The organism is Yoonia sp. D2-7 (genome assembly GCF_055809435.1).
Genome location: NZ_CM147912.1, coordinates 2,455,539 through 2,478,801 on the forward strand (window position 1 = coordinate 2,455,539; position 23,263 = coordinate 2,478,801).

Annotated in this window: 29 protein-coding genes and 2 tRNA genes; 11 read left to right on the forward strand and 20 right to left on the reverse strand. The window is 55.0% G+C overall.

The genetic code is table 11. From position 1 onward, the window contains the following. Positions 1–24: 24 nt before the first annotated feature. The 3 genes from AC0L7R_RS11995 to rlmB form a co-directional block, all read right to left on the reverse strand. The gene (locus AC0L7R_RS11995; RefSeq protein ID WP_473657122.1) at positions 25–492 is read right to left on the reverse strand and encodes a CoA-binding protein; all 468 of its coding nucleotides are present in this window, start codon (positions 490–492) and stop codon (positions 25–27) included. A 188-nt stretch (positions 493–680) separates the two neighbouring features. Further along, complete coding sequence (locus tag AC0L7R_RS12000; RefSeq protein WP_473657123.1) at positions 681–992, reverse strand: hypothetical protein; 312 nt, start codon at positions 990–992, stop codon at positions 681–683. 18 nt (positions 993–1,010) lie between these two features. Then, a complete protein-coding gene (gene rlmB, locus AC0L7R_RS12005) occupies positions 1,011–1,793 on the reverse strand; it encodes a 23S rRNA (guanosine(2251)-2'-O)-methyltransferase RlmB (protein ID WP_348107829.1) in 783 nt (260 codons plus the stop codon). A 123-nt stretch (positions 1,794–1,916) separates the two neighbouring features. Between rlmB and AC0L7R_RS12010 the strand changes: the two genes are divergently transcribed. The 3 genes from AC0L7R_RS12010 to AC0L7R_RS12020 all read left to right on the forward strand — a co-directional run bounded on the left by AC0L7R_RS12010 (position 1,917) and on the right by AC0L7R_RS12020 (position 4,047). Next, a tRNA-Tyr gene (locus AC0L7R_RS12010) sits at positions 1,917–2,000 on the forward strand. A gap of 188 nt (positions 2,001–2,188) precedes the next feature. Next, positions 2,189–3,106 carry an MBL fold metallo-hydrolase gene (locus tag AC0L7R_RS12015; RefSeq protein ID WP_473657124.1) on the forward strand — a complete coding sequence of 306 codons (918 nt, stop codon included), beginning with the start codon at positions 2,189–2,191 and terminating at the stop codon, positions 3,104–3,106. Next, positions 3,103–4,047 carry an MBL fold metallo-hydrolase gene (locus tag AC0L7R_RS12020; RefSeq protein WP_473657125.1) on the forward strand — a complete coding sequence of 315 codons (945 nt, stop codon included), beginning with the start codon at positions 3,103–3,105 and terminating at the stop codon, positions 4,045–4,047. The genes AC0L7R_RS12015 and AC0L7R_RS12020 overlap by 4 nt, the downstream gene beginning before the upstream one ends. Before the next feature lie 7 nt (positions 4,048–4,054). Here AC0L7R_RS12020 and AC0L7R_RS12025 read toward each other — a convergent pair whose 3' ends face one another. The 14 genes from AC0L7R_RS12025 to AC0L7R_RS12090 all read right to left on the reverse strand — a co-directional run bounded on the left by AC0L7R_RS12025 (position 4,055) and on the right by AC0L7R_RS12090 (position 16,740). Then, the gene (locus tag AC0L7R_RS12025) at positions 4,055–5,116 is read right to left on the reverse strand and encodes a YeeE/YedE thiosulfate transporter family protein (RefSeq protein WP_473657126.1); all 1,062 of its coding nucleotides are present in this window, start codon (positions 5,114–5,116) and stop codon (positions 4,055–4,057) included. A 49-nt stretch (positions 5,117–5,165) separates the two neighbouring features. Continuing rightward, entirely contained in the window at positions 5,166–6,386 is a 1,221-nt protein-coding gene (gene hemA, locus AC0L7R_RS12030) for a 5-aminolevulinate synthase (protein ID WP_473657128.1), read from the reverse strand. A gap of 7 nt (positions 6,387–6,393) precedes the next feature. Beyond that, positions 6,394–6,789 carry a DUF302 domain-containing protein gene (locus AC0L7R_RS12035; RefSeq protein ID WP_473660406.1) on the reverse strand — a complete coding sequence of 132 codons (396 nt, stop codon included), beginning with the start codon at positions 6,787–6,789 and terminating at the stop codon, positions 6,394–6,396. Between the two features lie 114 nt (positions 6,790–6,903). After that, entirely contained in the window at positions 6,904–8,166 is a 1,263-nt protein-coding gene (locus AC0L7R_RS12040; RefSeq protein WP_473657129.1) for an FCSD flavin-binding domain-containing protein, read from the reverse strand. Positions 8,167–8,194: 28 nt separating this feature from the next. Then, positions 8,195–8,890 (reverse strand): c-type cytochrome, encoded by a 696-nt coding sequence (locus AC0L7R_RS12045; RefSeq protein WP_473657131.1) that lies wholly within the window; start codon positions 8,888–8,890, stop codon positions 8,195–8,197. Next, on the reverse strand, positions 8,887–10,107 hold the full coding sequence (locus AC0L7R_RS12050; RefSeq protein WP_473657133.1) for a c-type cytochrome: 1,221 nt from the start codon (positions 10,105–10,107) through the stop codon (positions 8,887–8,889). The genes AC0L7R_RS12045 and AC0L7R_RS12050 overlap by 4 nt, the downstream gene beginning before the upstream one ends. Beyond that, positions 10,091–11,362, reverse strand: a complete 1,272-nt coding sequence (soxC, locus tag AC0L7R_RS12055; protein ID WP_473657134.1) for a sulfite dehydrogenase — start codon at positions 11,360–11,362, stop codon at positions 10,091–10,093. The genes AC0L7R_RS12050 and soxC overlap by 17 nt, the downstream gene beginning before the upstream one ends. Positions 11,363–11,378: 16 nt before the next feature. Continuing rightward, positions 11,379–13,082, reverse strand: a complete 1,704-nt coding sequence (soxB, locus tag AC0L7R_RS12060; protein ID WP_473657135.1) for a thiosulfohydrolase SoxB — start codon at positions 13,080–13,082, stop codon at positions 11,379–11,381. A 100-nt stretch (positions 13,083–13,182) separates the two neighbouring features. Beyond that, on the reverse strand, positions 13,183–14,022 hold the full coding sequence (soxA, locus tag AC0L7R_RS12065) for a sulfur oxidation c-type cytochrome SoxA (protein WP_348107840.1): 840 nt from the start codon (positions 14,020–14,022) through the stop codon (positions 13,183–13,185). 31 nt (positions 14,023–14,053) lie between these two features. After that, positions 14,054–14,383: a thiosulfate oxidation carrier complex protein SoxZ gene (gene soxZ, locus AC0L7R_RS12070; protein ID WP_247126514.1), complete on the reverse strand. Its 330-nt coding sequence runs from the start codon at positions 14,381–14,383 to the stop codon at positions 14,054–14,056. Between the two features lie 15 nt (positions 14,384–14,398). Then, positions 14,399–14,815: a thiosulfate oxidation carrier protein SoxY gene (gene soxY, locus AC0L7R_RS12075; protein ID WP_473657137.1), complete on the reverse strand. Its 417-nt coding sequence runs from the start codon at positions 14,813–14,815 to the stop codon at positions 14,399–14,401. Between the two features lie 27 nt (positions 14,816–14,842). Next, the gene (gene soxX, locus AC0L7R_RS12080) at positions 14,843–15,316 is read right to left on the reverse strand and encodes a sulfur oxidation c-type cytochrome SoxX (protein ID WP_473657139.1); all 474 of its coding nucleotides are present in this window, start codon (positions 15,314–15,316) and stop codon (positions 14,843–14,845) included. Positions 15,317–15,423: 107 nt separating this feature from the next. Continuing rightward, positions 15,424–15,993, reverse strand: a complete 570-nt coding sequence (locus AC0L7R_RS12085; protein WP_473657141.1) for a thioredoxin fold domain-containing protein — start codon at positions 15,991–15,993, stop codon at positions 15,424–15,426. A gap of 9 nt (positions 15,994–16,002) precedes the next feature. Further along, a complete protein-coding gene (locus AC0L7R_RS12090; RefSeq protein ID WP_247126506.1) occupies positions 16,003–16,740 on the reverse strand; it encodes a cytochrome c biogenesis CcdA family protein in 738 nt (245 codons plus the stop codon). A gap of 44 nt (positions 16,741–16,784) precedes the next feature. Between AC0L7R_RS12090 and AC0L7R_RS12095 the strand changes: the two genes are divergently transcribed. From AC0L7R_RS12095 to AC0L7R_RS12105, 3 genes are all read left to right on the forward strand, one after another. Beyond that, on the forward strand, positions 16,785–17,174 hold the full coding sequence (locus AC0L7R_RS12095; protein WP_473657142.1) for a hypothetical protein: 390 nt from the start codon (positions 16,785–16,787) through the stop codon (positions 17,172–17,174). Positions 17,175–17,293: 119 nt separating this feature from the next. Further along, positions 17,294–17,629, forward strand: coding sequence for an ArsR/SmtB family transcription factor (locus AC0L7R_RS12100; protein WP_247126503.1), 336 nt, complete (start codon positions 17,294–17,296; stop codon positions 17,627–17,629). A gap of 54 nt (positions 17,630–17,683) precedes the next feature. Continuing rightward, positions 17,684–18,736 carry a YeeE/YedE thiosulfate transporter family protein gene (locus tag AC0L7R_RS12105; RefSeq protein WP_473657144.1) on the forward strand — a complete coding sequence of 351 codons (1,053 nt, stop codon included), beginning with the start codon at positions 17,684–17,686 and terminating at the stop codon, positions 18,734–18,736. Between the two features lie 54 nt (positions 18,737–18,790). Here AC0L7R_RS12105 and AC0L7R_RS12110 read toward each other — a convergent pair. After that, positions 18,791–18,867 (reverse strand) — tRNA-His (locus AC0L7R_RS12110). A gap of 105 nt (positions 18,868–18,972) precedes the next feature. Here AC0L7R_RS12110 and AC0L7R_RS12115 point away from each other — a divergent pair. Then, complete coding sequence (locus tag AC0L7R_RS12115) at positions 18,973–19,164, forward strand: DUF6324 family protein (RefSeq protein WP_247126499.1); 192 nt, start codon at positions 18,973–18,975, stop codon at positions 19,162–19,164. A gap of 4 nt (positions 19,165–19,168) precedes the next feature. Here the strand turns inward: AC0L7R_RS12115 and AC0L7R_RS12120 are convergent, their stop codons facing one another. After that, positions 19,169–19,639: an MmcB family DNA repair protein gene (locus AC0L7R_RS12120; protein WP_247126497.1), complete on the reverse strand. Its 471-nt coding sequence runs from the start codon at positions 19,637–19,639 to the stop codon at positions 19,169–19,171. A 127-nt stretch (positions 19,640–19,766) separates the two neighbouring features. Here AC0L7R_RS12120 and AC0L7R_RS12125 point away from each other — a divergent pair, with 127 nt between their 5' ends. The 4 genes from AC0L7R_RS12125 (at position 19,767) to AC0L7R_RS12140 (ending at position 22,562) form a co-directional block, all read left to right on the forward strand. Then, positions 19,767–20,717 (forward strand): LysR family transcriptional regulator, encoded by a 951-nt coding sequence (locus AC0L7R_RS12125; RefSeq protein WP_473657146.1) that lies wholly within the window; start codon positions 19,767–19,769, stop codon positions 20,715–20,717. A gap of 132 nt (positions 20,718–20,849) precedes the next feature. Next, positions 20,850–21,686, forward strand: a complete 837-nt coding sequence (locus tag AC0L7R_RS12130; RefSeq protein WP_247126493.1) for a DUF481 domain-containing protein — start codon at positions 20,850–20,852, stop codon at positions 21,684–21,686. Positions 21,687–21,843: 157 nt separating this feature from the next. Beyond that, complete coding sequence (locus tag AC0L7R_RS12135) at positions 21,844–22,155, forward strand: ArsR/SmtB family transcription factor (protein ID WP_247126491.1); 312 nt, start codon at positions 21,844–21,846, stop codon at positions 22,153–22,155. After that, positions 22,152–22,562 (forward strand): SRPBCC domain-containing protein, encoded by a 411-nt coding sequence (locus AC0L7R_RS12140; RefSeq protein WP_473657148.1) that lies wholly within the window; start codon positions 22,152–22,154, stop codon positions 22,560–22,562. Before AC0L7R_RS12135 ends, AC0L7R_RS12140 begins: the two co-directional genes overlap by 4 nt. Before the next feature lie 277 nt (positions 22,563–22,839). Here the strand turns inward: AC0L7R_RS12140 and AC0L7R_RS12145 are convergent, their stop codons facing one another. Beyond that, positions 22,840–23,163 (reverse strand): hypothetical protein, encoded by a 324-nt coding sequence (locus AC0L7R_RS12145; protein WP_473657149.1) that lies wholly within the window; start codon positions 23,161–23,163, stop codon positions 22,840–22,842. Between the last annotated feature and the right edge of the window lie 100 nt (positions 23,164–23,263).

The following is a 23,263-nucleotide window of genomic DNA, read 5'->3' on the forward strand; positions in this document are numbered from 1 at the left end:
GGGATCACAAGGGGCAGCGCCCCTTCATAATTTCGAAGAAATTATTCCGGTGTTGAACCCACCCATCCGCAATTCGCCCATCAGCCGCTGATATTCAATCTTCGGACAACGGTTCTGGACAACATCAACACCGCGCGCCTCTGCCACGGCTGCTGCATCCGCATGTTCCACACCAATCTGCATCCAGATCGTCTGTAAATCAGGCCACCGCGCAAGCGCTTCGTCAATAATGCCCGGCACCGCGTCCGATCTGCGGAAAATATCGACCATATCAACGGCGTCAGGGATGCTTTGTAAATCGGGGTACACTTTTTCCCCGAAAAGCGTCTGTCCTGCGATACTGGGGTTTACCGGAATAATCCGATAACCTTTCAGTTGCAGGTACCTTGCCACAAAATAGCTTGGCCGGACTTCTTTGGCGGACACCCCGACAATTGCGATTGTTTTGGCACGGCGCAGGATCCCGCGAAGAAATTCGTCTGAATATGTCATGGTTCACCCTAGACCGCGATCCCAAAAGAAAAAAGCGCCCAGGGAGAACCCGGGCGCAAGGTATGGAACGAGGGACAGTGAGGCAGACAGGCAGGTTCCAATGCCATGTCTAGTTACGAATCTGGGGGTGAAATTCGCATATCCAAGAGTTGATCAGCAAAACGTGAACACGTTCTTAATGCGCGTGATCAGTCAAAGATATCTTCGACAACGTCCCAAACCTCTGACCATATCTTGCGGCCAAGGCTTTTGGATTTCCGGCGTTTACCGGGTTTCACGCGATGCTTCGCGTTCTCATAATCGCGGACTTTTTGCGGCTTTGGACGATGGGAGACCGCTTTTGGGCGCGCGGGCTCCGCTGCCCTTTGCGGGAGAATTTTAAGTGCATGTAGCGGCGCACCGCATGTGCTGCAGCTGAGTTCGTGCCGCTCTGATCCGCGTAACACCAAAGCCGCTTTCGTTCCGCAATAGCAACACGTCCCAACCTTGGTAATCGTCATCCAGCAGCCCCTTTTTGCTTACCCTTTAGAAGCATATAGGGCGACAGCCGCCGCATTTGAGACGTTGAGCGACCCAAATCCGCCTGCATAATCGATTTTCACCAAAGAATCGCAGGTTTCCAGCGTCTTTTCGCGCAAACCCGGTCCTTCGGCGCCCATCACGAGCGCAATGGCGCGGTCGCGCTTACCTTCGACAGCCTGTTCGATTGTCTGTTCAGCGGTCCCATCAAGGCCCAGCACCAGATACCCCATGTCTTTCAGTGCAATCATCGTGTCGGCCAGATTGCGGACCCGCACGTAGGGTTGCCGTTCCAACGCACCACTGGCGGTTTTCGCCAAAGCACCTGTTTCGGGGGCAGCATGGCGGTTCATCGCAACCACAGCCCGTGCGCCAAACACTTCGGCAGACCGTAGAATCGCCCCGACGTTATGCGGGTCTGTCACACGGTCGAGCAGAACAATACGCGGTGGACCTGAATCATCCGCACCACCTAGTGCAATTTCTTCGATTTTGCCCCAATCCAGCGGTTTCACTTCCAAAGCAGCCCCTTGGTGGACCGATTGCGGATCAAGCGGTGCTGCAAATTTACGTGGATCAGAGATTTCAGGCTCAATACCCGCCTTCCCGATCGCATCGGCTAGTTTGTCCATCGCATTGCGCGTCACAACAAGCCGCAGCTTCACACGTTTCGGGTTCTCAAGCGCGTCCCGCACCGCATGGATGCCAAACAACCAGACTGTTTCGTTCGCAGCCACCCGTTTTGCTTGTTCTTTTGCAACAACCCACTTTGGCTTTTTCATCTGTTTTCCTGACGCTTTGAGACCCCGCTGCCTACCGCGTTCGAAACAAACTGTGAAGGGGGGCAAAAGAGTGGCTTTTTGCGGTTGACGGGGTGATGTGGCATCGGTAATCAGCCGCCTAGTGGGCGACAGGCCGCAAGGTGTGGCAGGGGACTGTAACTCCCTCGAGGCGACTCACGCCTGGTTCGATTCCAGGGTCGCCCACCATTCACGCACAGTGATTGCATCTAAAGATGCCCTTAAGAAAAGACCGTTCGCGGCGCTTTTCAATAACTTAGGGGTACCTTTAGATGCGCGTGCGCCCTCCTCAATCAAACATCCCAAGCTTCGTTTGACTTTCGGCACCGCGTTCTGCACATTAATATTCACAAAATAGAATATGTAAGGATGTTTCGATGATCCGCAGACGTGCCCTGCTTCAATCAGTTGCCGCCGCTGGCGTGACACTTGCGACGCCACGCATGACGTGGGCACAGTCCAGCGTCGTTGTAGGCGATACCAAGCTGCACACGCTCAGCGACGGACATCTTGTTTTGCCTCGTTCCTTTGTCTTGGGCGACATGCCTGCGCCCAGTGCGAATGAAATTCTGACGCGTAACGGATTGGTCGGTGAAACCGTCTCCCCCGACTGCAACGTCACATTGCTGCGCACGGCTGATCGGACTGTTTTGTTCGATGTCGGTTCAGGTGCTGATTTCATGCCGAGTGCTGGTAAGCTCAGCGACGCCTTGGACCAACTGGGTGTCGACCCATTTGATATCACGGACGTCGTGTTTACCCATGCGCATCCTGATCATCTGTGGGGCCTGCTGGATGACTTTGGCGATCTTTGGTTTCCTGAAGCTGCGTATCACATCGGGCAAACCGAATGGGATTATTGGACCAATCCAAACACTGTTTCGACGATCCGGTCAGATCGGCAGGCCTTTGCAGTCGGCGCTGCCAATCGGCTGGGTGCGATTGCAGATCGCATCACATTCTTTGGTGATGGCGCAGAAGTACTGCCGGGTGTGACCGCACGCGCAACACCGGGCCACACGCCCGGACATATGGCGTTCGCGGTGCAGGTCGGGACAGAAACGATCATGATTGTAGGCGACGCAATTGGTAATCACCACATCGGTTTTGAACAGCCAACGTGGCATTCGAATTCGGATCAGGATCCCACCTTGGGGGCAAAAACCCGTGCAGGGTTGTTAGATCAGCTGACGCAAGACCAGATGCGGTTCGTTGGGTTCCATCTGCCCGGCGGTGGGCTTGGTCGCGCAGAAAAACGCGACGGCGGGTATATTTTCGTCGGAGAAGTAATATGAAACCTATCGTTTTGATCGCGGCCTGCTCCGCTACAACAGCTATCGCGAATGAAGACATTGCCGATCAATATCCCGGATCGCTGCTTTACAGTGCACCCGTCGAATTCATTCCCGGCGTGTTCAGCGCCATCGGTGCCACAGCCCCGCCGACATATGAAAACGCAGGCCATAACAACAACCTCAGCTTTATCATCACAGGCGAAGGCGTGGTTGTGATCAACGGCGGTGGATCATACGGATTAGGCGAAGCGCTTCATACCGAGATCAAGGCGCGCACGGATCAGCCTGTTGTTTTGGTCATTAACGAAAACGGCCAAGGCCATGCGATGCTCGGCAATTCCTATTGGGCAACCCAAGACGTCCCGATTATTGCCCATGTCGATGCCGCAGCCGAATTTGCGGATCGCGGTGGCCAGATCATCGCAAATGCCGAACGGATGAACCGCGACCGCCACGAAGGCACCGTTTTGCAAGGCCCGACCGAAACCTTCGAGGACGACTATATCGTTGAACTCGGGGGGTACCGGATCGAAGCGCGTTACTTAGGTCCGTCCCATAGCGCGGGCGACGTGGTTGTCTGGCTGCCGAACCAAGATCTTGTGATTGCAGGCGACATGGCGTTTCACGAACGAATGCTTCCGATTTTTGAAGATACCTACACCCTTGATTGGCTCGAAACGTGGGATACGGAATTCGAAGCGCTGGACGCAGCTTATGTCATTCCGGGCCACGGCCATCCGACGAACATGGATCAAGTCCGTCTGTATACGAAGGGCTATCTAGAATATTTGCGCGGCAAAGTCGGCGAACATCTTGATAGCGGCGGCGGGCTTGCGGACGCATATTACGTAGATCAGTCGCCCTATTTGCACCTTGATACGTTCGAAGAACTGGCCACAAAGAATGCAGGCCGTGTCTACGAACAAATGGAATTCGAATAGGACACGACTACGCTGTTCGCATGATGGGCCTGCGGGTGATGATCCGGTGCGTCACCATCGCACCGACCCACATTGATCCAACGGCGACCCAAGCGGTCACGGCAAAGATTGCACCGCCCGACAGCCCTGCGCCAACTGCACAGCCCCCCGCCAGCATACTACCGAAACCCATCAGGGCTGCACCGATCAAGTAGTTCTCAAGCGGATTGTCAACGCCGAAGCGTTGGATCTTCGCCTCGCCTTTCCACAGCGCCATGGCCCCAGCGCCCACGAATACGCCCGGCACAAGACCGACACCAAACCCAAGCGGCAATTGCGGGTTGCTGACCAAGCCCATCAACGTATCCGTGGCAGGCCCTGTGAAAGTCACCGACGTCACAGCCACGACGTCGAAGGACGTCATCGCGACCAGATAGGTGACCAGCCAGCCCAAAGATACGGCTAACCCAACCCCGATGCCCGCGATGATATGGGTCGACGGAACCTTGCGAGACGCCGCAAAAAGAAGCGCACTAAACAAGGCAGCACCTGCGATGAAAGCCGCGATGCCAGATGTCAGCCCAAGCTGCGCCAGCAAATCACGATCAGTGCCGCCGGACACCATCCACAAACCGCTCAGCGCCTCGCGCGCAGGTGACAGGACACCGCGCAGTGACGCCTGCGCAACCAACGTCAGCACCAGTCCGGTGATCAGGGCGCGCAGATTGCCTGTGGCGGACAAGACCAACAGGCGGCTTGCACAACCGCGTGCTAGAACCATTCCGACACCAAACATCAAACCGCCGATGATCGCGCCAGATAGGCTACCGGGGTTCGCGATTTGGCGGCTGTCAGAGACGTCTAACCAGCCCAGAACGATCATGGTCTGAACGGTGGCAACCGCCATCGTGAAGGCGACCAACCAGATCGACAAGCGTGGGCCAAATTGGCCCTCTGCGACTTCGACGGTTGAGGCCCGCAAACAAAACTTGGAATGCTGTGCCGCGGCCCCAAACAAGATGCCAACCAGTGCGCCAAAGCAAACCAGCACAACGCCATCGCCAAAGTTTTCAAGTGCACTTTCTAACATATCATTGACCTAATCAGTCAGGCACCACCCTGCATTGACTTACGTCAATCTACTGGGCGGCCATCGGAATGCGGGCCAATTCGCATTGATGCCACAGATCTTCCAACGCACCGATCAATGCATCAATGTCGTCAGCCGAATGCACTGGCGATGGTGTGATCCGCAACCGTTCGGTGCCTTTCGGTACGGTCGGATAATTGATCGGCTGGATGTAGATACCGTGCTCTGCCATCAAAATGTCGGACAGGTATTTGCACTTCACCGGATCACCGACCATCACCGGAATGATATGGCTCGGATTGTCGATATGCGGGATGCCAGCGGCATCTAGCCTTGCACGGACTTCAGCCACTTTGGACTGATGGATGTCACGCTCTGTCTGGCTCGACTTCAGATGTTTGATAGACGCGGCAGCGCCTGCCGCCACGGCAGGAGGTAACGCCGTCGTAAAGATAAAACCGCTCGCAAACGACCGCACGAAATCACACAACGCCGCACTAGCCGCGATGTAGCCGCCGACAACGCCATACGCCTTACCAAGCGTGCCTTCGATCACGTCGATCCGATGCATCAATCCTTCGCGTTCCGCAATACCGCCGCCGCGCGGGCCATAAAGACCCACGGCGTGAACTTCGTCGATATAGGTCAGCGCATTGTATTTTTCGGCAAGATCACAAATCGCCTCAATCGGCGCGATATCCCCGTCCATCGAATAGACGCTTTCAAAGGCAATCAGTTTCGGACGATCAAGCGGTTGTGCGGCCAGCAATTCTTCGAGGTGGTCCAGATCGTTATGCCGCCAAATCTGCCGATCAGCTTTGGAATGACGGATGCCTTCAATCATTGACGCATGGTTCAGCGCATCCGACAGCACCAGACAATCGGGAATTTTCGCGGCCAAAGTACCAAGAGCGGCCCAGTTCGACACATAGCCCGACGTGAACAACAACGCCGCCTCTTTGCCATGTAAGTCCGCCAATTCATGTTCCAAAACAACGTGATGGTGGGTCGTGCCTGATATGTTGCGCGTCCCACCTGCCCCTGCCCCGACCGTGTCCAACGCGTTGTGCATCGCCGCGATCACATCTGGATGCTGGCCCATGCCAAGGTAATCATTCGAACACCAGATCGTCACCTCACGTGTTTCATCCCCGCGATTGGTGGCTTTCGGAAAATCACCGCGATGCCGTTCGAGATCAGCAAATACGCGGTAATTCCCGTCGTCCATTAGATCAGTCAGCGTTTGGTCAAAAAAAGCAGAGTAGTTCATGTCGTTCCTATTCGCCCAAAGCGTCCTGCACGATGTCATCCAAAAAGGATTGGACCATCTGCATTTCGCCTTCTGGATAGTTGCGGTAGCCAATGCTGACATCTCCGGCTTGGTCGGCCACGAAGATACCATAAGGGCAATGCGCGATATTCATGGGATTGATTTCCATCACTTCGCGCGACAGCTTTGCCGAGCAAAAAACGAAAATGTCGGCAGCGGCGAACAGGTCGACGTCGCTACCAAGGTCAGGCCCGGTCCGCGCCAACATCTCGCCCGTGTGGCTGACGTAATCAATCACGAGGCCTTGATCGAGGATAGCACTTTCGACAGCAAAGGTCGCATCTTCGAAGGTGCCGTCAAACGCGTAAATCGTGGAATCTTCTGCCATGGCGTTGGTGGCCATCGCAGCAAGTAGCGCAGTCATATAAGCAGTTTTCATAATCGTTCCTCCTTGTGACTTTACAATAGGTCGCGTCGGGCTGTGGGGCCTTGATACAGGTCAAGACCCCAGCAGACCTTACCCAAACATGTCGGACGTGATGCCGTCATACCAACCCACGGATTCACGGTACGTCGCAGCCCGCACTTCGGACGTTTCGCCCGTTGCACTGATAAACCCGTCGACCTTTGCGATCTTTTCGTCAGTGGCCTCGTAGGTTGCGCCAACTTTCACACCGTCGTCAGTGTCGATCAATGACCAGCACGTATTCGCAAAACGCGCAGGAAACACAGTTGATCCGGTCAACGCACCACGTACCGCGTTGGCGCAGACCTTTGCTTGTGAATTCGCAGAGAAGCCCGATTTCGGCATGTCGCCCTGCGCACATGCATCACCAAGCACATGGATGTTTTCATCCATCTTTGAGGACATGTCAGCCGCGTTGACAGGCGCCCAGTTCCCTTCGGTGATGCCAGCCATTTCGGCAATCTGGCCCGCTTTCATCGCAGGGATCACGTTACAGGCGTCAACCTTGGTCACTTCGCCATCGATGTCGACGGTCATCGCGTTATGATCCACAGTGACGTTGTCACCGCCAAAATCGGGGCCAACGCGTTCGATCATACCGTCGTAGTGTTTCGCCCAACCTTCCTCGAACAGACCCTGCTTCGAGAATTTTTCTTTTGGATCAACGATCAGGATCTTCGCGGTAGGGTTTGTATTCTTCAACAAATGCGCAACCATCGACACCCGTTCATATGGACCAGGTGGGCAACGATATGGGTTCGGCGGGGCGACCATTGCGAATGTCCCGCCTTCGGGCATCGCCATGATTTGCGCTTTCAGCAGCTCAGTTTGGGACCCGGCCTTATACGCGTGCGGCATCGCATTTTGTGATGAGAGGTCCCAACCAGCGATCGACCCTTCGATGAAATCAATGCCGGGTGATAGGATCAAACGGTCGTATGGCACGGCACCGCCGCCAGCCAACGCAACTGTTTTTGCATCACGGTCTACGCCAGTCGCCCAATCATGCACAACGTTAATGCCATAGTCCGCCGCCAAGCCGCCATAGCTATGGCCAAGCGAATTCATTTCGCGGAAACCGCCAAGGTAAAGGTTGGAAAAGAAGCATGTGTAGTATTGGCGTGATGGTTCAATCAGCGTGACATCAATCGCGCCGTCGCTGTCTTTAGCGATGTAACGTGCAGCAGTCGCCCCCCCAGCGCCCCCGCCCACGATTACAACGCGCGGACGCCCTTGCGCTAATACCATCGGTGCAGAAAGCGCCGTTACAGCAGCAGATGCAGCCGCCATAAATGTTCTTCTATTCAATGACATAATGTCATCCTCCCTAATTGGCATCGATTTATTCGACGTCCTTAAAATACGCGGCAAGGGCTGCGATTTCTTCGTTGGACAGACGTCCCGCCATCATCTGCATGACGGGATGGGCACGCACACCATCTTTGTAGGCATGCATCGCTGTCACAAAATCCTCTGTTGGCCATTGGGTAATTGCGGGAATACCGTCGCCCGCACCGCTAGTTTGGTGGCAAGACGTGCATTCGCCCGACAGGTATTCGCCGTAACCCGGATCACCCACGATGGCCAAGATTTCAGGTGCGACCGAATGGTCAACGGCTTGTGCCGTTGGGGCAGATTCAGGAATGTCCTGTGGGTTATCAGAAAACGCCCGAAGATACGCGATCAGATCAGCGCGGTCTTGCGGGTCCGGCATGCCACGAAAGCTCATCCTTGTTTGGGTCACCAACGCCCTTGGGTTTTCAATGAACGCATCCAGCGTTTCATAGTCCCACGTGAGCCCCCCATCAGCCGCCCGACGAAACCCGTTCGAATATCGGAACCCTTCGGATGCACCCGCAGGCCGGTCAAAGATGTGGTTCAGATGTGGGCCAATCCGGTCCACTGCCCCTTCCCCGATCTTATGACAGCCTGCGCATTTGGCATAGATTTCTTCACCGCGCACCGCATCCCCGTTCAGCTGTGCGCTGGCAGACGATGCGGCGCAAAGACCTATGGTAACGCAGACAGCCCTGATCATTCGCTACCAAAGCTCTTGAGATATGCGATGAGCGCCGTGATATCGTCTTCGTTACGCACACCACGGAACGACATTTTGGTACCTGCCATGGTGCCTTTGGGATCAGCGAGAAATGCCGCGAGCATCTCTTCGGTCCAAACGTCGCCTGCGTCGCGCGCATCGTAAAATGTGCCGGAATACCGGAACCCTTCGACGCTACCGATGGTGCGGTTCACGATCCCGTTCAACTGTGGACCACTGCGATTGACAGCGCCTTCGCCTACTTGGTGGCAAGATTTACACTGACGGAACGCGCCTTCGCCGGCTTCTACCAAAGCTGGGTCCAGAGCTGCGACTGCGACCTCCTCTACAGCTGCTTCTTCGGCGAATGGTTCTTCAACGACGACCTCTGCTTCAACAGCAGGTTCTGCAGCTTCAGCTGTTTCCTCTTCGTCATCCGGCGTCACATCAAGGACGCTGGCGTGCATCGTGATCTCGACGCTGTCTTTGCAGTTTTCCATGCAAACGTCGGCCGATACGAACAGCGGCAGTTCGACCTCCGCACGGTCATCCATGAAGAAATTGTCCGTGTTCGGCATTTCGACTTCAAGGAAGTTTTCGTTCGTCAGGGTGAAGTCGTCCTCGACCAGATCGTTGACGTAAAGCAGATACGCCGTGATCGCGTAGATCTCATCCGGTTCAAGCGACTGCGCTTCACCAAATGGCATCGCCCTGTTCACATAGTCATAAACCGTGGAAAGATATGGCCAATAGGATCCAATCGTCTTGACTGGATCGTCGTCAGACAATGTATCACGACCACCCGCAAGCACGGGCCAACGCCCGACTGCCTCACCAAAATCACCATGGCAAGCGGCGCATTTTTCAACGAAGACTTCTTCGCCGGTCCACACATCACCGCTACCTGCAGGAAGCCCCTGGCCATCTGGACGCACGTCGATATCCCAAGCAGCGATTTCTTCAGCAAGCGCATCGCGACCAAGACCAAAACCGCCTTCGGGCATTTCAGCGGCGGCCATCACAACCATCGGTGCATCTTGCGCCATCGGCTCTTCCGCAGTGGTCGCTGTGTCCTGCGCGTTCGCAGGCTGCACAAGCGTACCGCGCACAGGCGCTGGCATATCAACGATAAACTGGTCGGCCAAAACATAGGCCATCGTCAACATAGAGGCGGCACCCGCCCCTGCAGGCGCGAAAATCTTAAGAAATTTCGACATTTTCAGCCACCCCTTGTTCGTTCACAGACCATGTTTGGATGCTGTTGTTATGGTAGATTGAGTTTTCGCCACGGATCGCACGCAATGCATCCTTGGTCGGCTGAACGTATCCAGTGCTGTCGTGCGCACGGCTTTGTAGCAGCATCGGTTTTCCGTCCCATTCGAAGTCGCAATAGAAACGGTGCATCGACTTATTCATGCTTGGCCCTGACATGCGCGCCATGTGCCATGTGATCCCGCCATCAAGCGTGACATCCACGCGAGGGATCGTGCCACGACCCGACCACGCCACACCCGTCAGAACCATCCGGCCCGGACCATGTGTGATCGGTTTTTGCGGGCTCGGGCTGGTGATCACAGACTTTGCGTCCATTTCCCACGTAAACCGCCGCGCCTGACCGTTCGCCAGCAGGTCGGTGTATTTCGATGTTTCCTCGCGGTGATGCCACGGCTGGTCACCCACTTCGATGCGACGCAGCCACTTGATCCACATGTTGCCTTCCCAACCGGGAACAACCAGTCGGACTGGATACCCCTGCTCCGGACGCAGCGCTTCACCGTTCATCTTGAACGCGACAAGACAGTCGTCCATCGCCTTTTCCATTGGGATCGAACGGGTCATACCAGATGCATCCGCGCCTTCCGGAAGCAACCATTTGCCGGAGGTCTTCACACCAGCTTCTTCCAGCAACAGACGCAGCGGGATGCCCGTGTACATCACGTTGTGGATCATCCCGTGGGTGAACTGGCAGCCATTCAGCTGCGATCCCGCCCATTCCATGCCGGAATTCGCGGCACATTCGAGAAAATAGACGTGGTTTTCACGCGGGAACCGCATCAGATCGTCCATCGTGAAGACCAGCGGGCGATCCACCAAACCATTGATCATCAAGCGGTAATCTTGCGGTGCAATTTCTGCGACACCGCCGTGGTGCCTTTCAAAACAAACACCATTGGGCGTGATGATCCCGTCGAGTTCATGCAGCGGTGTGAAGTTGATTGAACTGATCGGATCAGCGGTCAACCACGGCACATCCTGACGTCGGACGTGGGCCTCAAATTTGGACGGCATCCCATATGGGGCCTCATCTACGCCTGCGCCAAGGTACTGCGACCACGGCTGTTTTTCGGTAATCAGCGGATCACCCGCAGCACGCGCACCCGTAGCGCCGCCGACCAAAGCGGCCCCACTGGCCGCAGCACCGCGCAGAAAATTCCGGCGAGACGGTTTCAGACCTTTGTAAATATTACTCATGGTTCGTCCTCTTATCTTACGCGCCAACAACCTGAACGGAAGTGTTTGGTGTGACTGAAACAGTGCCCTGATTGCGGATGTGGCTTTCGACCACGTCCCAAATCGGTGGTCCTTCTGTGCCTTCGTTGACCGATGCCCAACCTGCGACGACATAGGTCTTGGACGGGTCGATCTTTTCTCCGGTCTTGAGCAACGTCATTTCGGTGATGCGTTCACCAATCGGTTTGGTGATATCAATCCGGTAGCCCATGCCACCCAAGCGGACCATGTCACCACCCTGTTGGTAATACGGGTCCGGATTGAACAGGTTGTCAGCGACATCCTCCACGATCTCGTGGATGAACTGGCCTGTCATTTCGGTGCGATAGGCGTTTGGATACGTCATCGATGTCACGTTCCACAGGTCTTCACGAGTGATATCCTGCCCCGGCATAATCGACGGCCCCCAACGCACGCCCGGTGACATGGCGATGTCGGCCTCGCGTTCCTCGAGCAACGCATCGCAAATCAGGTCGTCCCATGATCCATTAAAGTTGCCGCGCCGGAATAGTGTCGTATCATCTGCGGTCTTTCCGATTACTTCGGCCAGTTCCGCCGCAAATGGTGCGCGCTGTTCGTCAATGAGCGCGGCGACCTCTTTGTCGGGCTCGATCACGTCGGCAAAAATCGGGATCAATTTATGCCGGAAGCCCATCATCTTGCCGTCGCGCACATCCAAATCAACGCGGCTGATGAACTTACCGTTGGACCCTGAGGCCACAACGATCGTATCGCCGATCAGCACAGGCTCGGGCAGCGCGTCGTGGGTGTGACCGGCAAGGATCACGTCGATCCCCGTCACCCGTTCCGCCATCTTTTTATCGACGTCAAAGCCGTTGTGAGACAGGCAAACAACGCATTCAGCGCCCATGCCACGGACTTCATCCACCATTTCCTGCATGCGCTGGTCACGGATGCCAAATGAATACTCTGGGAACATCCAGCCCGGGTTCGCAATTGGCATGTATGGGAAGGCCTGACCGATAACGGCGATCTTCACCCCACCGCGCTCAAAGAACTTGTAAGGCGCGAAATCTTCGGCTGGTTCATCCCATTCGGCGTCAAAAATATTCTGACCGAGTGCCGCGAACGGGAGATCATTCACGATATCACGCACCCGATCAGACCCGAGCGTGAATTCCCAATGGAATGTCATCGCATCGGGCTTCAAAGCGTTCATTACATTCACGACGTCTTGGCCCTGCGTATGATAGCACCCGTAAGACCCGTGCCACGTGTCGCCACCATCCAGCAGCAAAGCATCTGGACGATCCGCGCGGATTTTGTTGATCACCGTGGCGCAGCGATCAAGACCACCCATTTTGCCATAAGCCTGCCCCAACGCGGAAAAGTCATTATATGTCAGCGCATAAGCAGAGGCCGATCCATCGTCGATGCCATATGCCTTGCGGAATTCAGCGCCGGTGATGTGTGGCACGGCACCTTTGTTCGACCCAACGCCCAGATTGATCTCGGGCTCGCGGAACCAGATCGGTTTCAACTGCGCGTGGATGTCGGTGATATGTATCAAGGACACATTGCCGTAGGTATCAAAGTCCAACAACTGGTCTTGCGACAATGCCTGCTGGGCAGCCAATCGGCCCCAATTCCCGAACCCAGAGGCGCCGTAGATTGCGGACGCGGCCATCGAGGCTTGCAGAAAATCACGGCGTGAAATCATTAGCTTTGCTTTCGTTCGAAATATTCACATGCATAAACGTGAATGTTTTATCCTAAAAAAGACCCGCACTCAGAAAACTGAGCACGGGCTTGTGAGGTTCTTAGTTACGGACAGACGGTCCTTCGACCGACAGACCGTTCCCGCGGGATGCGAGATACAATTCAAGTGCTACAAATTCGTCAGACCCGACCGCATATGTTTCCGCACGCGTGTCACGGACACAGCCACGGAACCGCGAATGCACGCCGTTCAGTTTCGCGTTTTTCAGGCGGTATGTCGGGAACCCGTTGATCTGGCCTTGGCTCAGGTGATCGGCACGAATGTAGTTGCCGTAGTTGTCTTCGTGGCAACTGGCACAAGACAGATCAAGCTGACCGGTGCGTTCGTAATACAGTTCTTCACCGCGCAGATAAGTCGCTTCCACTGGGCCGTCGATCGCAACGTTGATCGGCAAACCACGCGAAACAGACGCCATCAAAGCTTCCATGTTCAGCATGTCAGTCTTGTCGTAGGCCCATTCTTCGGCACCCATTTGTTCGGTCCGGCAGCCGTTGATCTGCATCGCCATCGTCCGCACTTCTTCGGCTTCGTCGTTCCATTTTGGATAAACGGCCCGCGCACCAGCAAGCGATTCAGGGTTTTCATGACAGCTTGCGCAGGACTTTTCTTCAGATCCTTCGACTGTGTTAAACGCATCAATCGCGTCATCCACAAAGATCATCCCCGGATTTTCAAAGTCGTCCATTTGGAACGCTTGGGTTTCGTCAGACCGGAACACCCAGCCAGACAGAACCTCGCTGAGGCCATCGATATGCGCGGGCGCGTCTGCCCGCACTGTGATTTCAATCTCGCCATTCACGACAAGATTTGCCTCTTCATCGGCCTGCGCCGCTCCGGCGGCCAAAGTGACCAGTGCCGTTGTTTTTAGGAACTTGTTCATACGCTAGGCCCTCCCTGACCGCACGACTGCATTACGATACTGCGATGTCTTTGCTTTCGGTGTAGACGTCGCCATCGTCGTCGTACCATGTGAACACGAAGGTGCCTGTCTCTGGCACAACCGACTGGAATTCGAAGAACGGATTCGTCGAAATCGCAGGTTCAAGCGTTACATCCACAACGCTTTCACCATTAAATTCACAGGTGAAGCGGTTGATGATGGACCGTGGGATCGTGTTGCCATCGTCGTCTTTGCGCTGACCGGATTCCATTTTGTGGCTGATCAGCGTCTTGATGGTGATGACTTCACCGGCTGATGCTTCGCGTGGAACGCGGACGCGGGGTTTTACATTATCTGCCATGTCTTGTTCCTTCCCTTAGCCGCCGCAGCCGCCGATGGTCACTTTTACTTCTTGGCTGGCGCGCACGAATGTCCCGTCAGGCATCTTCGCAATCGCGATCACATCTTGTGTGCCAGCAAGGCGGATCCGTGTGGAACCGGACTGGGCCGCAGCCAATGGACCAAAACGCATTTCCGCGACACCCGGTGTCGGGTTGCCAGCAGCAAGGATCAGAATCGCCTCAGCGCCCGGTGCGTCAATTTCGATAGGAACAGTGTTCCCGTTTTCGGCAATCTCGGGGGCGATCAGTGTGATGCCCTCGCTGCCCATTTCAGCGCCACCGGTAAAGGCTGCAATCGCCTCGTCTACGGCAGCAGATGCTTGCATCGGGATCATCGCTGCAACAGCGGTCCCCAAACCCAGCATCAGCGTGTCTCTACGCGTCAGTTTCATTGTTTTTCCTCGCAAATTTGGCTCTAATCACTCGGTAAGAGTTTGCAGATACGCCACAACATCTTCGATTTCTTGGGCGGTCAGCAGCGGTGAAAGTTCACCTTCGGCTGCTTTGCCTGTGTACGCGTCACCCGGGCGGTTAAAGCCACTGGTTTTGTAGAAGGCTGGCATGACCGTACCTTCGAACGTCATCTTCGCATTGGCCACCAGACCGCGCAGTTCTGCGGTGGTCCACCGATCACCAGCCCCGTCCAGCATTGGACCCACTTCACCGTGGAACGGTTGATCCATCAGGTCGGTGACGGCATGGCAAGCAATGCAATTGCCCTTGCCCCGCGCAATCATAATTTCGCGACCCGCTGCGGGGTCTCCCGCTGTCCCGCTCAGCGACGCGGTGACATCACCGTATTCGCCATAAACGACATCATCTGGGGCTACATTTTCAGCAATGGCCGACGTGGCAAGCACGACGCTTAAGCCGATACAAACGATCTGCTTCATGGTCCCTCCCTGGATCACAAAATCTTGATGTATACCGTAGACCACCGAAAAGGATTCTCGCAACAACAAAATCAATTATTTGAATGTTTTGATTTGCGACCCTTATTTTACTGGGCCGCAGAGCGTTCTTCGATCATCCGTGCGTGATATCTTTGGAAGGCTTCATGGCCTAGATACCCTTCGTCCCGCACCCAAGTGAGCATATCCAACGTGGTTCCACGGCCAAATGCACCCGGCATTGTCGCGACCGCTGCCGCGTTGCCCTGCACCCCTTCTGGGACATCTGGCGGAAAGAACATCACCATCGGCGTGAACATGGCATTCCACCGCCGCGCGAGGTCCTTTTCGGACATTGCCACCCCGTCGAAATCCAAAACTTCGCGGTCGCCATACAGGTTCAATTGGATCACGAAGAACGCGTCTTCGATGGTGGCCGTAACCTCTGGATCTGGGAAAACTTCTTCGTGCATTTTCGTGCAATAGATGCATCCGCGCTGTTCGATCATGACCATCAAACGCTTGCCTTCGGCGTTCGCCTCTTCCAGATCTTCGCGCAGATCAAGGAAGGTTTCGCGCATCCAATCCGTCTTGTGCAAACCATCGTCGCCCAAGGTGACCGCCAGCGCGGGTAACGCTGAAACCGCAAAGGCAAAGCTTAGAATGTGACGTAAAAACATAGTGTTCCCCTATCCAAAGTTCGTAAATGCCGGAAAGACGTTGATCATCCATTGGGCAATGTAGTTGACCGAATTGGTGGCAATCAGGATCGCGAACAGGATCAACATCGCGCCCATCACTTTTTCCACGTGGACCATGTATTTGCGGTTACGCTGCACCCAGCCCAAAAACGGTCGCGCAAACAATGCCGCAATGATAAACGGCGCCGTCATCGCGAGACCGTAAACAAACAGCAGCAGCCCACCACGCCAAACATCGCCCATACCGCTTGCGACCATCAAAATCGCGGCCAATGCCGGACCAACGCAAGGGGTCCAGCCAAAACCAAACGCGAGCCCCATCAGGTATGCACCGATGATGGTCGTCGGCTCTGCCGTACTTTCGATCTTGGCCTCGCGGTAAAGCAACGGGATGCGGACGACGCCGAGAAAGTGCAATCCAAACACGAAAAGCAAACCCGCGGCGACATAGGTCAATGCATCGCGCCAAGCCCCAAACACCTGTCCAAGTGCGGTTGCCCCCATCCCCAACAGCACGAAAATCGTCGTCACACCCAACGCAAAGAAGATGGCAGAGATGATCAAACGACGCTGGGCACCTGCCGGAATATCAGTGTCATCGCGCAGTTCGTTCATCGACAAACCAGCCATGTAGCACAGATAAAACGGCACCATTGGCAACACGCACGGTGTAAAGAACGATAGCAGGCCCGCCATTGCAGCGCCCAAGAATGTTACATCTAGCATTAAGTGTCCTTGTCGAACGGCGTCATTCATATTAAGATTATTGAATGTATAAGCGTTTGGCTATCCTCTTTCGCGCCTTGATTGTGGCAACCTGTATTGGCAGCCCACAAATCACCAGCGCCGACGTCGTCCTGATGATGGCCGAAGAACCCGGTTGTATCTGGTGTGCGCGCTGGAATGACGAAGTCGGCCACATCTATCCCAAGACGGGCGAAGGACGCGCAGCCCCGATGCGGCGCGTTGATATCTCGCAACCATTGCCAGACGACATCGCACTTGCGCGGCGCGTGAATTTCACACCGACATTTATCTTACTCGACGACGGTGCAGAACTCGGGCGTCTCGAAGGATACCCCGGGGACGATTTCTTTTGGGGACTGCTGGGGCAACTCATGGATCAACACGGGGTCGCCTATGACGAACCCGAAGGATAACAACAGCAAAGGCACAGTTGGAACGGCCTTAGTCGACTTGATCCGGCGGAAGGCTTGATCGGATGGGGAATTTCTATAGGAAGTTTCAATCGCAATCGGCAAGGCAGACTGATCCCAATATGACCCTCCCCGTGTTTCATCCAGACATGGATCCAGAAGAACTGGATCGGATGATGGATAATGCCACCACCGCGACGAACTACCTGAAGGCCATCAGCCACGAAGGCCGGTTGATGATTCTGTGCCACCTCGCAACAGGCGAGAAATCGGTCACAGAACTGGAAGAGTTGCTATCTGCCCGACAGGCAGCCGTGTCACAACAGCTTGGGCGTTTACGCCTCGAAGGACTGGTGACGCCGCGCCGCGAAGGCAAGACGATTTATTATAGCCTATCAGACGAACGATCCCGCAGGGTCCTCGGACTGGTGTACGAGCTGTTTTGCAACAAAGACTAACTGTGCCCGCCAATGGGAGCTGGCGGCGCAATTAGATGATCAGGGAGGAAACCGATGCTCGACGCATGGGGGGATGCAAATATGGCCGCGGTTGTCGGCCTGTTTGGTGGTGTTTTGCTAGGGCTCGCTGCCCGTTTGGGCCGCTTTTGTACGCTTGGGGCCATCGAAGACGTGCTGTACGGCGGCAACGATTCGCGCCTGCGCATCTGGATTGCTGCAATCGGTTTCGCAATTATCGGCAGTTTTGGATTGATGGCTGCAGGCCTTTTCGATCCAGCGGCATCTTTTTACGTCGGGCAGACGTGGTCCCCCGTCGCAAGCACCGCAGGCGGGCTATTGTTCGGTTACGGCATGGCGCTTGCGGGCAACTGTGGTTTTACCGCCCTCGCCCGCCTCGGTGGCGGTGATCTGAGGTCGTTTGTGATTGTTGTCGTCATGGGGCTTGCTGCGTTTGCGACATTATCGGGACCACTGGCATGGATACGCGTGTACCTTTTCCCCGCACCTGAAACCGCAGCCGCGCCAAATGGAATTGCCCATTTAATCGGGACAGCAACAGGCATTTCGATACCTCTGATCGGCGTCATCATTGGCGTGGCAGCCGTGGCCTTTGCCCTGTCAAATCGGGCCTTTCGTGCGGATCGTATGAACATCTTCTGGAGCATCATTATCGCGCTTGCAGTCGTGTCCGCTTGGGCCGGCATGAGCTTTATCAACCGGACCGGCTTTGATGATCTGGCAATTGTTTCGCATACCTTTTCCGTGCCGATCGGTGAAACGATGCTTTACGGAATGACCGCGTCGGGCCAAAGCCTGTCATTCGGTATCGGGTCCGTCGTAGGTGTCTGGGTTGGCGCGTTCATCGGTAGCCTGATGAAGGGCCATTTCCGGTGGGAAGCCTGTGAAGATCCCCGCGAATTGCGCCGTCAAATATTTGGCGCAACGATGATGGGTGTGGGTGCCGTCGTGGCCATCGGGTGCAGCATCGGGCAAGGCCTATCCGCCTTTTCGATCCTGTCATTCAGTGCGCCTGTTACCTTCGCCGCCATTTTTGCAGGGGCCGCATTGGGCCTACGTCAACTTATCGTTGGTTTTTCCGCAGCCTAATACATTCGCCTCACGTCTACACGTGGCGCATACGCATTGCCAAAAATGGGGTAATGGTACCACCTCCTGGTCTCGAACCAGGGACCTCTTGATCCACAATCAAGCGCTCTAACCTACTGAGCTAAGGCGGCACTGGGGGGGATTTAACGTGGGTCTACGGCGATTGCAAGGGGTCCAGTCTTGCCAAATTGCATCAAGGCAGGCTACGTCACACACACGCAAATGGAGGGACCCCCATGGGTATCAATGACGAGAGCAATATCGAAGCAAATCTGCAAATCGGCCCAACCGATCAAGGGATGGTGCGCCTGTTCATTGAAGGCTCTGGTATCGAAATTCCAATGGATTTTGACCCATCCGAGGCTGACGATATTGCCGAAGAAATCAAAGCCGCAGCCATGGCTGCGCGTGCGATCGGCAAAAAATAACGCTCTAGCCGCGCATAGCACCCGGTAACGCAAGCCCCGGATCACGCGCGGCTTGCGCCCGCACGGCGGCATGTCGTGCAAATTTCTGAATCATGACTTTTCGGCGGGCCGGTGCCAGCTTGGTTTCCGGGCTCATTCGGATGATTTCGGCGTCATACCCATCTGCGATGATCAGTCCAGTATCGTCTGGCAACAGCTCTGTTGGGAAATCGGTATCGACGGCCCAAAAGAATCGATCACACCACGGCAGATATCCTTCCCATTTGTGGTCGGATTGAAAATCAGCACGGGATGATTTGCATTCGATGATCCAAATTTCGCCTTTCGGGCCAAGCGCCATAACGTCAACACGCAGACCGCTGGTCGGCACCAGCTCTTCGACGCTCACAAAATCATGGCTTCGCAGATGGCGGCTGACCCCACGGGCCAGCAATTGACCGGGCATCAGCGGTGTTTGGGATGCTTCATCATACATGCCCCGAACATGAACAATAGGTGAACAAAAATCAAGGCTGAGTTGACGAACGCCCGTTTTGACGAATTCACATGCCAGTTTCAAATATCATTTGCGCCAATCATGAAGAACACTCATGGTCGCGATCATGGATATTACGCTGCTCAAAACCTTTCTCGAAGTTGCCGCAACTGGTTCGTTCGTGTCGGCGTCGGACCGACTATTTGTCACCCAATCCGCCGTGTCTTTGCGTGTTCAACGTCTTGAAGATTCGCTTGGCAAACCGCTGTTCACGCGATCCAAAGCTGGTGCAGAACTAACGCCCGCGGGGCGTGAATTTGAACGGTACGCCTTGTCGATGATACGGGTCTGGGAAGAAGCACGCCAGCAAGTCGCAATACCCGAAGGATTCACGCGCAGCATATCCATCGGGGCACAGTATTCGCTCTGGCCGCGGTTGGGGTTTCGGTGGATCGATCAAATGCAATCGGCGATGCCGGACCTCAACATCAGGGCTGAACTCGGGATGCCAGATCGACTGACGCGGTTCCTGATCGAAGGGATCACGCAGATCGGCCTGCTCTATACCCCGCAACTTAGACCCGGATTATCCGCCGATATGGTGCTGGAAGAAGAACTCGTGCTCGTCGCGTCGTGGAAGGGCGCGACATGTGACGGACTAGCCGGGCGTTATGTGTTCGTCGATTGGGGCCCGGAATTTATCGGAGCCCATGCCATCGCACTGCCTGATCTTACGAATCCAGGGCTTACGTTTTCGCTTGGGGCGATGGTTGCGGAATATGTCATCAACCGCCAAGCCGCAGCTTATCTACCGGCGCGCTACGTCAAAAAGTATCTCGACAGCGGCGATTTGCATCTTGTCGCCGATGCCCCTCGCTTCCCCTACCCTGTCTGGGCGGTCTGGCGTACAGACATGGATAAAGACGTCCGCGACATGGCGCTTTCCAAGTTGAACTTGGTTTCGTCGCATGCCGAAGCTGACGGTGACGCTGTTCTTAGTCAGCTTGCTGTACTTAACGGTGATGAAACAGCAGAGATTCTAGGGGAAAAAAACGACGTGGACGACATCCGCTCATAGATGAGCAAAAGTTGGCTTAACCACAATTATTTTGAATTTCCCTAATGTTTGGTATTGCAATATGCCACCCATAGCAGAAATGCACCCGTACCTAAGACAGGACGGTTCATTCTATTGGGAAAGGATAACCCCATGAAAACGAATATTTTTATCTTAGCCGCTGCCGCTGCTTTGACTGCAAACGCCGGTTTCGCACAGACATCTGCGTTCAATAACCAAGACCGTACATCAGACGCCGTAGAAGACCTGCAAGAACAGATCAATGACGACGCAGAACGCGACACATTTACATTCGGGACCGAAGGCCGTGAAGTCGGCGCATACGGGTCCTTGTCCCTGCGCGGCACATCCACATCCGAAGATGGCGACACGTCATCCGATCTGGGTATTGGCTTGCGTTACGGTACATTCGACGGCGTAAACGGCATCGACGCAACAGCAAGCTTTGTCTACGGCGAAGACAACGGCACAGAAACAGAAAACCAATTGCTGGCAGGTATTGATTACCGCCGCAACTTTGGCGACGCATTCTTTGGCTTCGCAAAAGCCGACCTTGCGTTTGACCGTTTGGCAGACACGACGGGTGAAACATCACAGGACATCTTCGTTGGTGCCGGTGTTGGTTACCGCATCCTGAACGACAACATCTCTCAGTGGTCAGTTCAAGCGGGTCCAGGTTACCGGATCGCAGATGTCGTTGGCGAAGAGCGCGTTGAAGAAGCAGCTGCTGCCGTTTCTTCCAACTATTTCCGCAGCTTGACTGACACAAGCTACGTCACAAACGACACAGATGTGATCTATTCTGAGTTCTCAACAACACTGTCCAACGAATTGGCATTGAACGTTGCGATCACAGATCAAATGGTTCTGCGCACAAGCCTCGCAACAGCGTTTGACGATGCAACAGACGAAGAATTTGGCGACGCGAAGAACACGTTCGGTGTTTCTGTCGTCTACAACTTCAACTAATCCATCGCGACAAAAGGCAGGATCTTTGGACGATTGATCCGGCCCGAATAGGCGGTAGCTGCAAAGCTGCCGCCTTTTGCGTTTTCAAATCGGCGCTTGACGAGATACCTTTTGGTATCATATGCATTGTGATACCAAAAGGTATCGGATAACACCAATGTCACAACTCGCTTTTCGCGCCCTCGCTGACCCGACACGTCGTGCCATCGTGATGCATTTACGTGGCGGCGACATGACGATCGCACAGCTATCTGAAAATTTCGACATGACGCGTGCTGCCGTCAAAAAACATCTGACCATCCTCGCAGAGGCCGGTCTGATTTCGACCCGACCAGAAGGCCGCGAGCGTTACAATACGTTTGAACCCAGTGGTCTGGGACCGATCCGCGACTGGATCAGCGACTTTGACGCCTTCTGGGACGACCGTCTCGATAGTTTGAAGACTGCCATTGAAAAGGACACACCATGACAACCTTACAAAAGACCATCTATCTCAAGGCCGACAAAGAAAAAGTTTGGGAATACCTGACCGATCCTGAAAAACTGGCGATTTGGTTCCATAAACCCGCAAAGCCCTTGGCCGCGGGTGACTATGAAATGTTTGGTGTCAAAAGCGGGGATCGGTTGATGTGGGGCGACGTGCTTATCTCTGAACCCTTCGATAAGCTGCGCTATACATTTACAATCGGGCCAATGGGCGACGCGACAAGCACTGTTACATGGACCCTAACGGAGGTTCCGGGCGGCACACGCCTTGCCCTGCTGCATGAAGGCCTACCAGAAAGCGAAGACGCGTTTGGCCTGACCTTGGCCCTTGATAAAGGCTGGGACGATCACCTCGCGCGTTTGCGTGAAGATGCACATCAGGCTGGTTAACGCCGTCAATGCGCATGGAACACAGCCGTCGGTTCGGCTGTTTTCTTGCCGCTCATGTCGGTTGCCCCTTGTCGCAACGCGCCCTGCCCCCTATCTGATGCGGTGGCGAGCTTCTGCTCTTCTCGTGATCAGGCGGTTACATTCCAGTGGCCTTAAGCAAATCCGAGGGAGCTGGCTCTGTCTGAGCCCTGGTTCAGTTATCTGGCGCCCACCTGTATATACAGGTCCTCGGGAATAAACCCCCTACGGTTGCTGCGGTTCTCGCCACCTTCGCACGTCAATTCGTAGACGATGCCGTACCCAGCATAAACATGACCCCCAAGATACCGCCGCCGATCAAGACAGCGTCGCATGCGATCTTGACGTCGTAGCCGTAGGCATCTGGCGGTGTTCCCGACCTTTGCGCATTGTTACAAAACCCAAATCGTCCGGATTGCCCCGTTGGTAATACAAGCGGCGGACCGCCGACCACGCTGGCCCCCTGCCCTGTGTCGCGAATAATCGGCCGCACTGGTGGATCCGATAAGTTGGGCAATGGTCCATCGGCACTGACGGACGTTGCGCACAACAGCATTAGAAACGTCATGACTGCATTTTGCATGGGTTCTCCTCATCTCAAAAGCGTTGTGACTGATCTAGCGAAGGAAAATGAGGGTAAGGTTAATGCGAGCTGCAGCAGATGTTGATTAGCGCCGCCGCGG

Coding starts and splice junctions, on each gene's coding strand:
- AC0L7R_RS11995 (WP_473657122.1), bottom strand. CDS start 492: ATGACATATTCAGACGAATTTCTTCGCGGGATCCTGCGCCGTGCCAAA.
- AC0L7R_RS12000 (WP_473657123.1), bottom strand. CDS start 992: ATGACGATTACCAAGGTTGGGACGTGTTGCTATTGCGGAACGAAAGCG.
- rlmB (WP_348107829.1), bottom strand. CDS start 1,793: ATGAAAAAGCCAAAGTGGGTTGTTGCAAAAGAACAAGCAAAACGGGTG.
- AC0L7R_RS12015 (WP_473657124.1), top strand. CDS start 2,189: ATGATCCGCAGACGTGCCCTGCTTCAATCAGTTGCCGCCGCTGGCGTG.
- AC0L7R_RS12020 (WP_473657125.1), top strand. CDS start 3,103: ATGAAACCTATCGTTTTGATCGCGGCCTGCTCCGCTACAACAGCTATC.
- AC0L7R_RS12025 (WP_473657126.1), bottom strand. CDS start 5,116: ATGTTAGAAAGTGCACTTGAAAACTTTGGCGATGGCGTTGTGCTGGTT.
- hemA (WP_473657128.1), bottom strand. CDS start 6,386: ATGAACTACTCTGCTTTTTTTGACCAAACGCTGACTGATCTAATGGAC.
- AC0L7R_RS12035 (WP_473660406.1), bottom strand. CDS start 6,789: ATGGCCACCAACGCCATGGCAGAAGATTCCACGATTTACGCGTTTGAC.
- AC0L7R_RS12040 (WP_473657129.1), bottom strand. CDS start 8,166: ATGTCATTGAATAGAAGAACATTTATGGCGGCTGCATCTGCTGCTGTA.
- AC0L7R_RS12045 (WP_473657131.1), bottom strand. CDS start 8,890: ATGATCAGGGCTGTCTGCGTTACCATAGGTCTTTGCGCCGCATCGTCT.
- AC0L7R_RS12050 (WP_473657133.1), bottom strand. CDS start 10,107: ATGTCGAAATTTCTTAAGATTTTCGCGCCTGCAGGGGCGGGTGCCGCC.
- soxC (WP_473657134.1), bottom strand. CDS start 11,362: ATGAGTAATATTTACAAAGGTCTGAAACCGTCTCGCCGGAATTTTCTG.
- soxB (WP_473657135.1), bottom strand. CDS start 13,082: ATGATTTCACGCCGTGATTTTCTGCAAGCCTCGATGGCCGCGTCCGCA.
- soxA (WP_348107840.1), bottom strand. CDS start 14,022: ATGAACAAGTTCCTAAAAACAACGGCACTGGTCACTTTGGCCGCCGGA.
- soxZ (WP_247126514.1), bottom strand. CDS start 14,383: ATGGCAGATAATGTAAAACCCCGCGTCCGCGTTCCACGCGAAGCATCA.
- soxY (WP_473657137.1), bottom strand. CDS start 14,815: ATGAAACTGACGCGTAGAGACACGCTGATGCTGGGTTTGGGGACCGCT.
- soxX (WP_473657139.1), bottom strand. CDS start 15,316: ATGAAGCAGATCGTTTGTATCGGCTTAAGCGTCGTGCTTGCCACGTCG.
- AC0L7R_RS12085 (WP_473657141.1), bottom strand. CDS start 15,993: ATGTTTTTACGTCACATTCTAAGCTTTGCCTTTGCGGTTTCAGCGTTA.
- AC0L7R_RS12090 (WP_247126506.1), bottom strand. CDS start 16,740: ATGCTAGATGTAACATTCTTGGGCGCTGCAATGGCGGGCCTGCTATCG.
- AC0L7R_RS12095 (WP_473657142.1), top strand. CDS start 16,785: ATGTATAAGCGTTTGGCTATCCTCTTTCGCGCCTTGATTGTGGCAACC.
- AC0L7R_RS12100 (WP_247126503.1), top strand. CDS start 17,294: ATGACCCTCCCCGTGTTTCATCCAGACATGGATCCAGAAGAACTGGAT.
- AC0L7R_RS12105 (WP_473657144.1), top strand. CDS start 17,684: ATGCTCGACGCATGGGGGGATGCAAATATGGCCGCGGTTGTCGGCCTG.
- AC0L7R_RS12115 (WP_247126499.1), top strand. CDS start 18,973: ATGGGTATCAATGACGAGAGCAATATCGAAGCAAATCTGCAAATCGGC.
- AC0L7R_RS12120 (WP_247126497.1), bottom strand. CDS start 19,639: ATGTATGATGAAGCATCCCAAACACCGCTGATGCCCGGTCAATTGCTG.
- AC0L7R_RS12125 (WP_473657146.1), top strand. CDS start 19,767: ATGGATATTACGCTGCTCAAAACCTTTCTCGAAGTTGCCGCAACTGGT.
- AC0L7R_RS12130 (WP_247126493.1), top strand. CDS start 20,850: ATGAAAACGAATATTTTTATCTTAGCCGCTGCCGCTGCTTTGACTGCA.
- AC0L7R_RS12135 (WP_247126491.1), top strand. CDS start 21,844: ATGTCACAACTCGCTTTTCGCGCCCTCGCTGACCCGACACGTCGTGCC.
- AC0L7R_RS12140 (WP_473657148.1), top strand. CDS start 22,152: ATGACAACCTTACAAAAGACCATCTATCTCAAGGCCGACAAAGAAAAA.
- AC0L7R_RS12145 (WP_473657149.1), bottom strand. CDS start 23,163: ATGCAAAATGCAGTCATGACGTTTCTAATGCTGTTGTGCGCAACGTCC.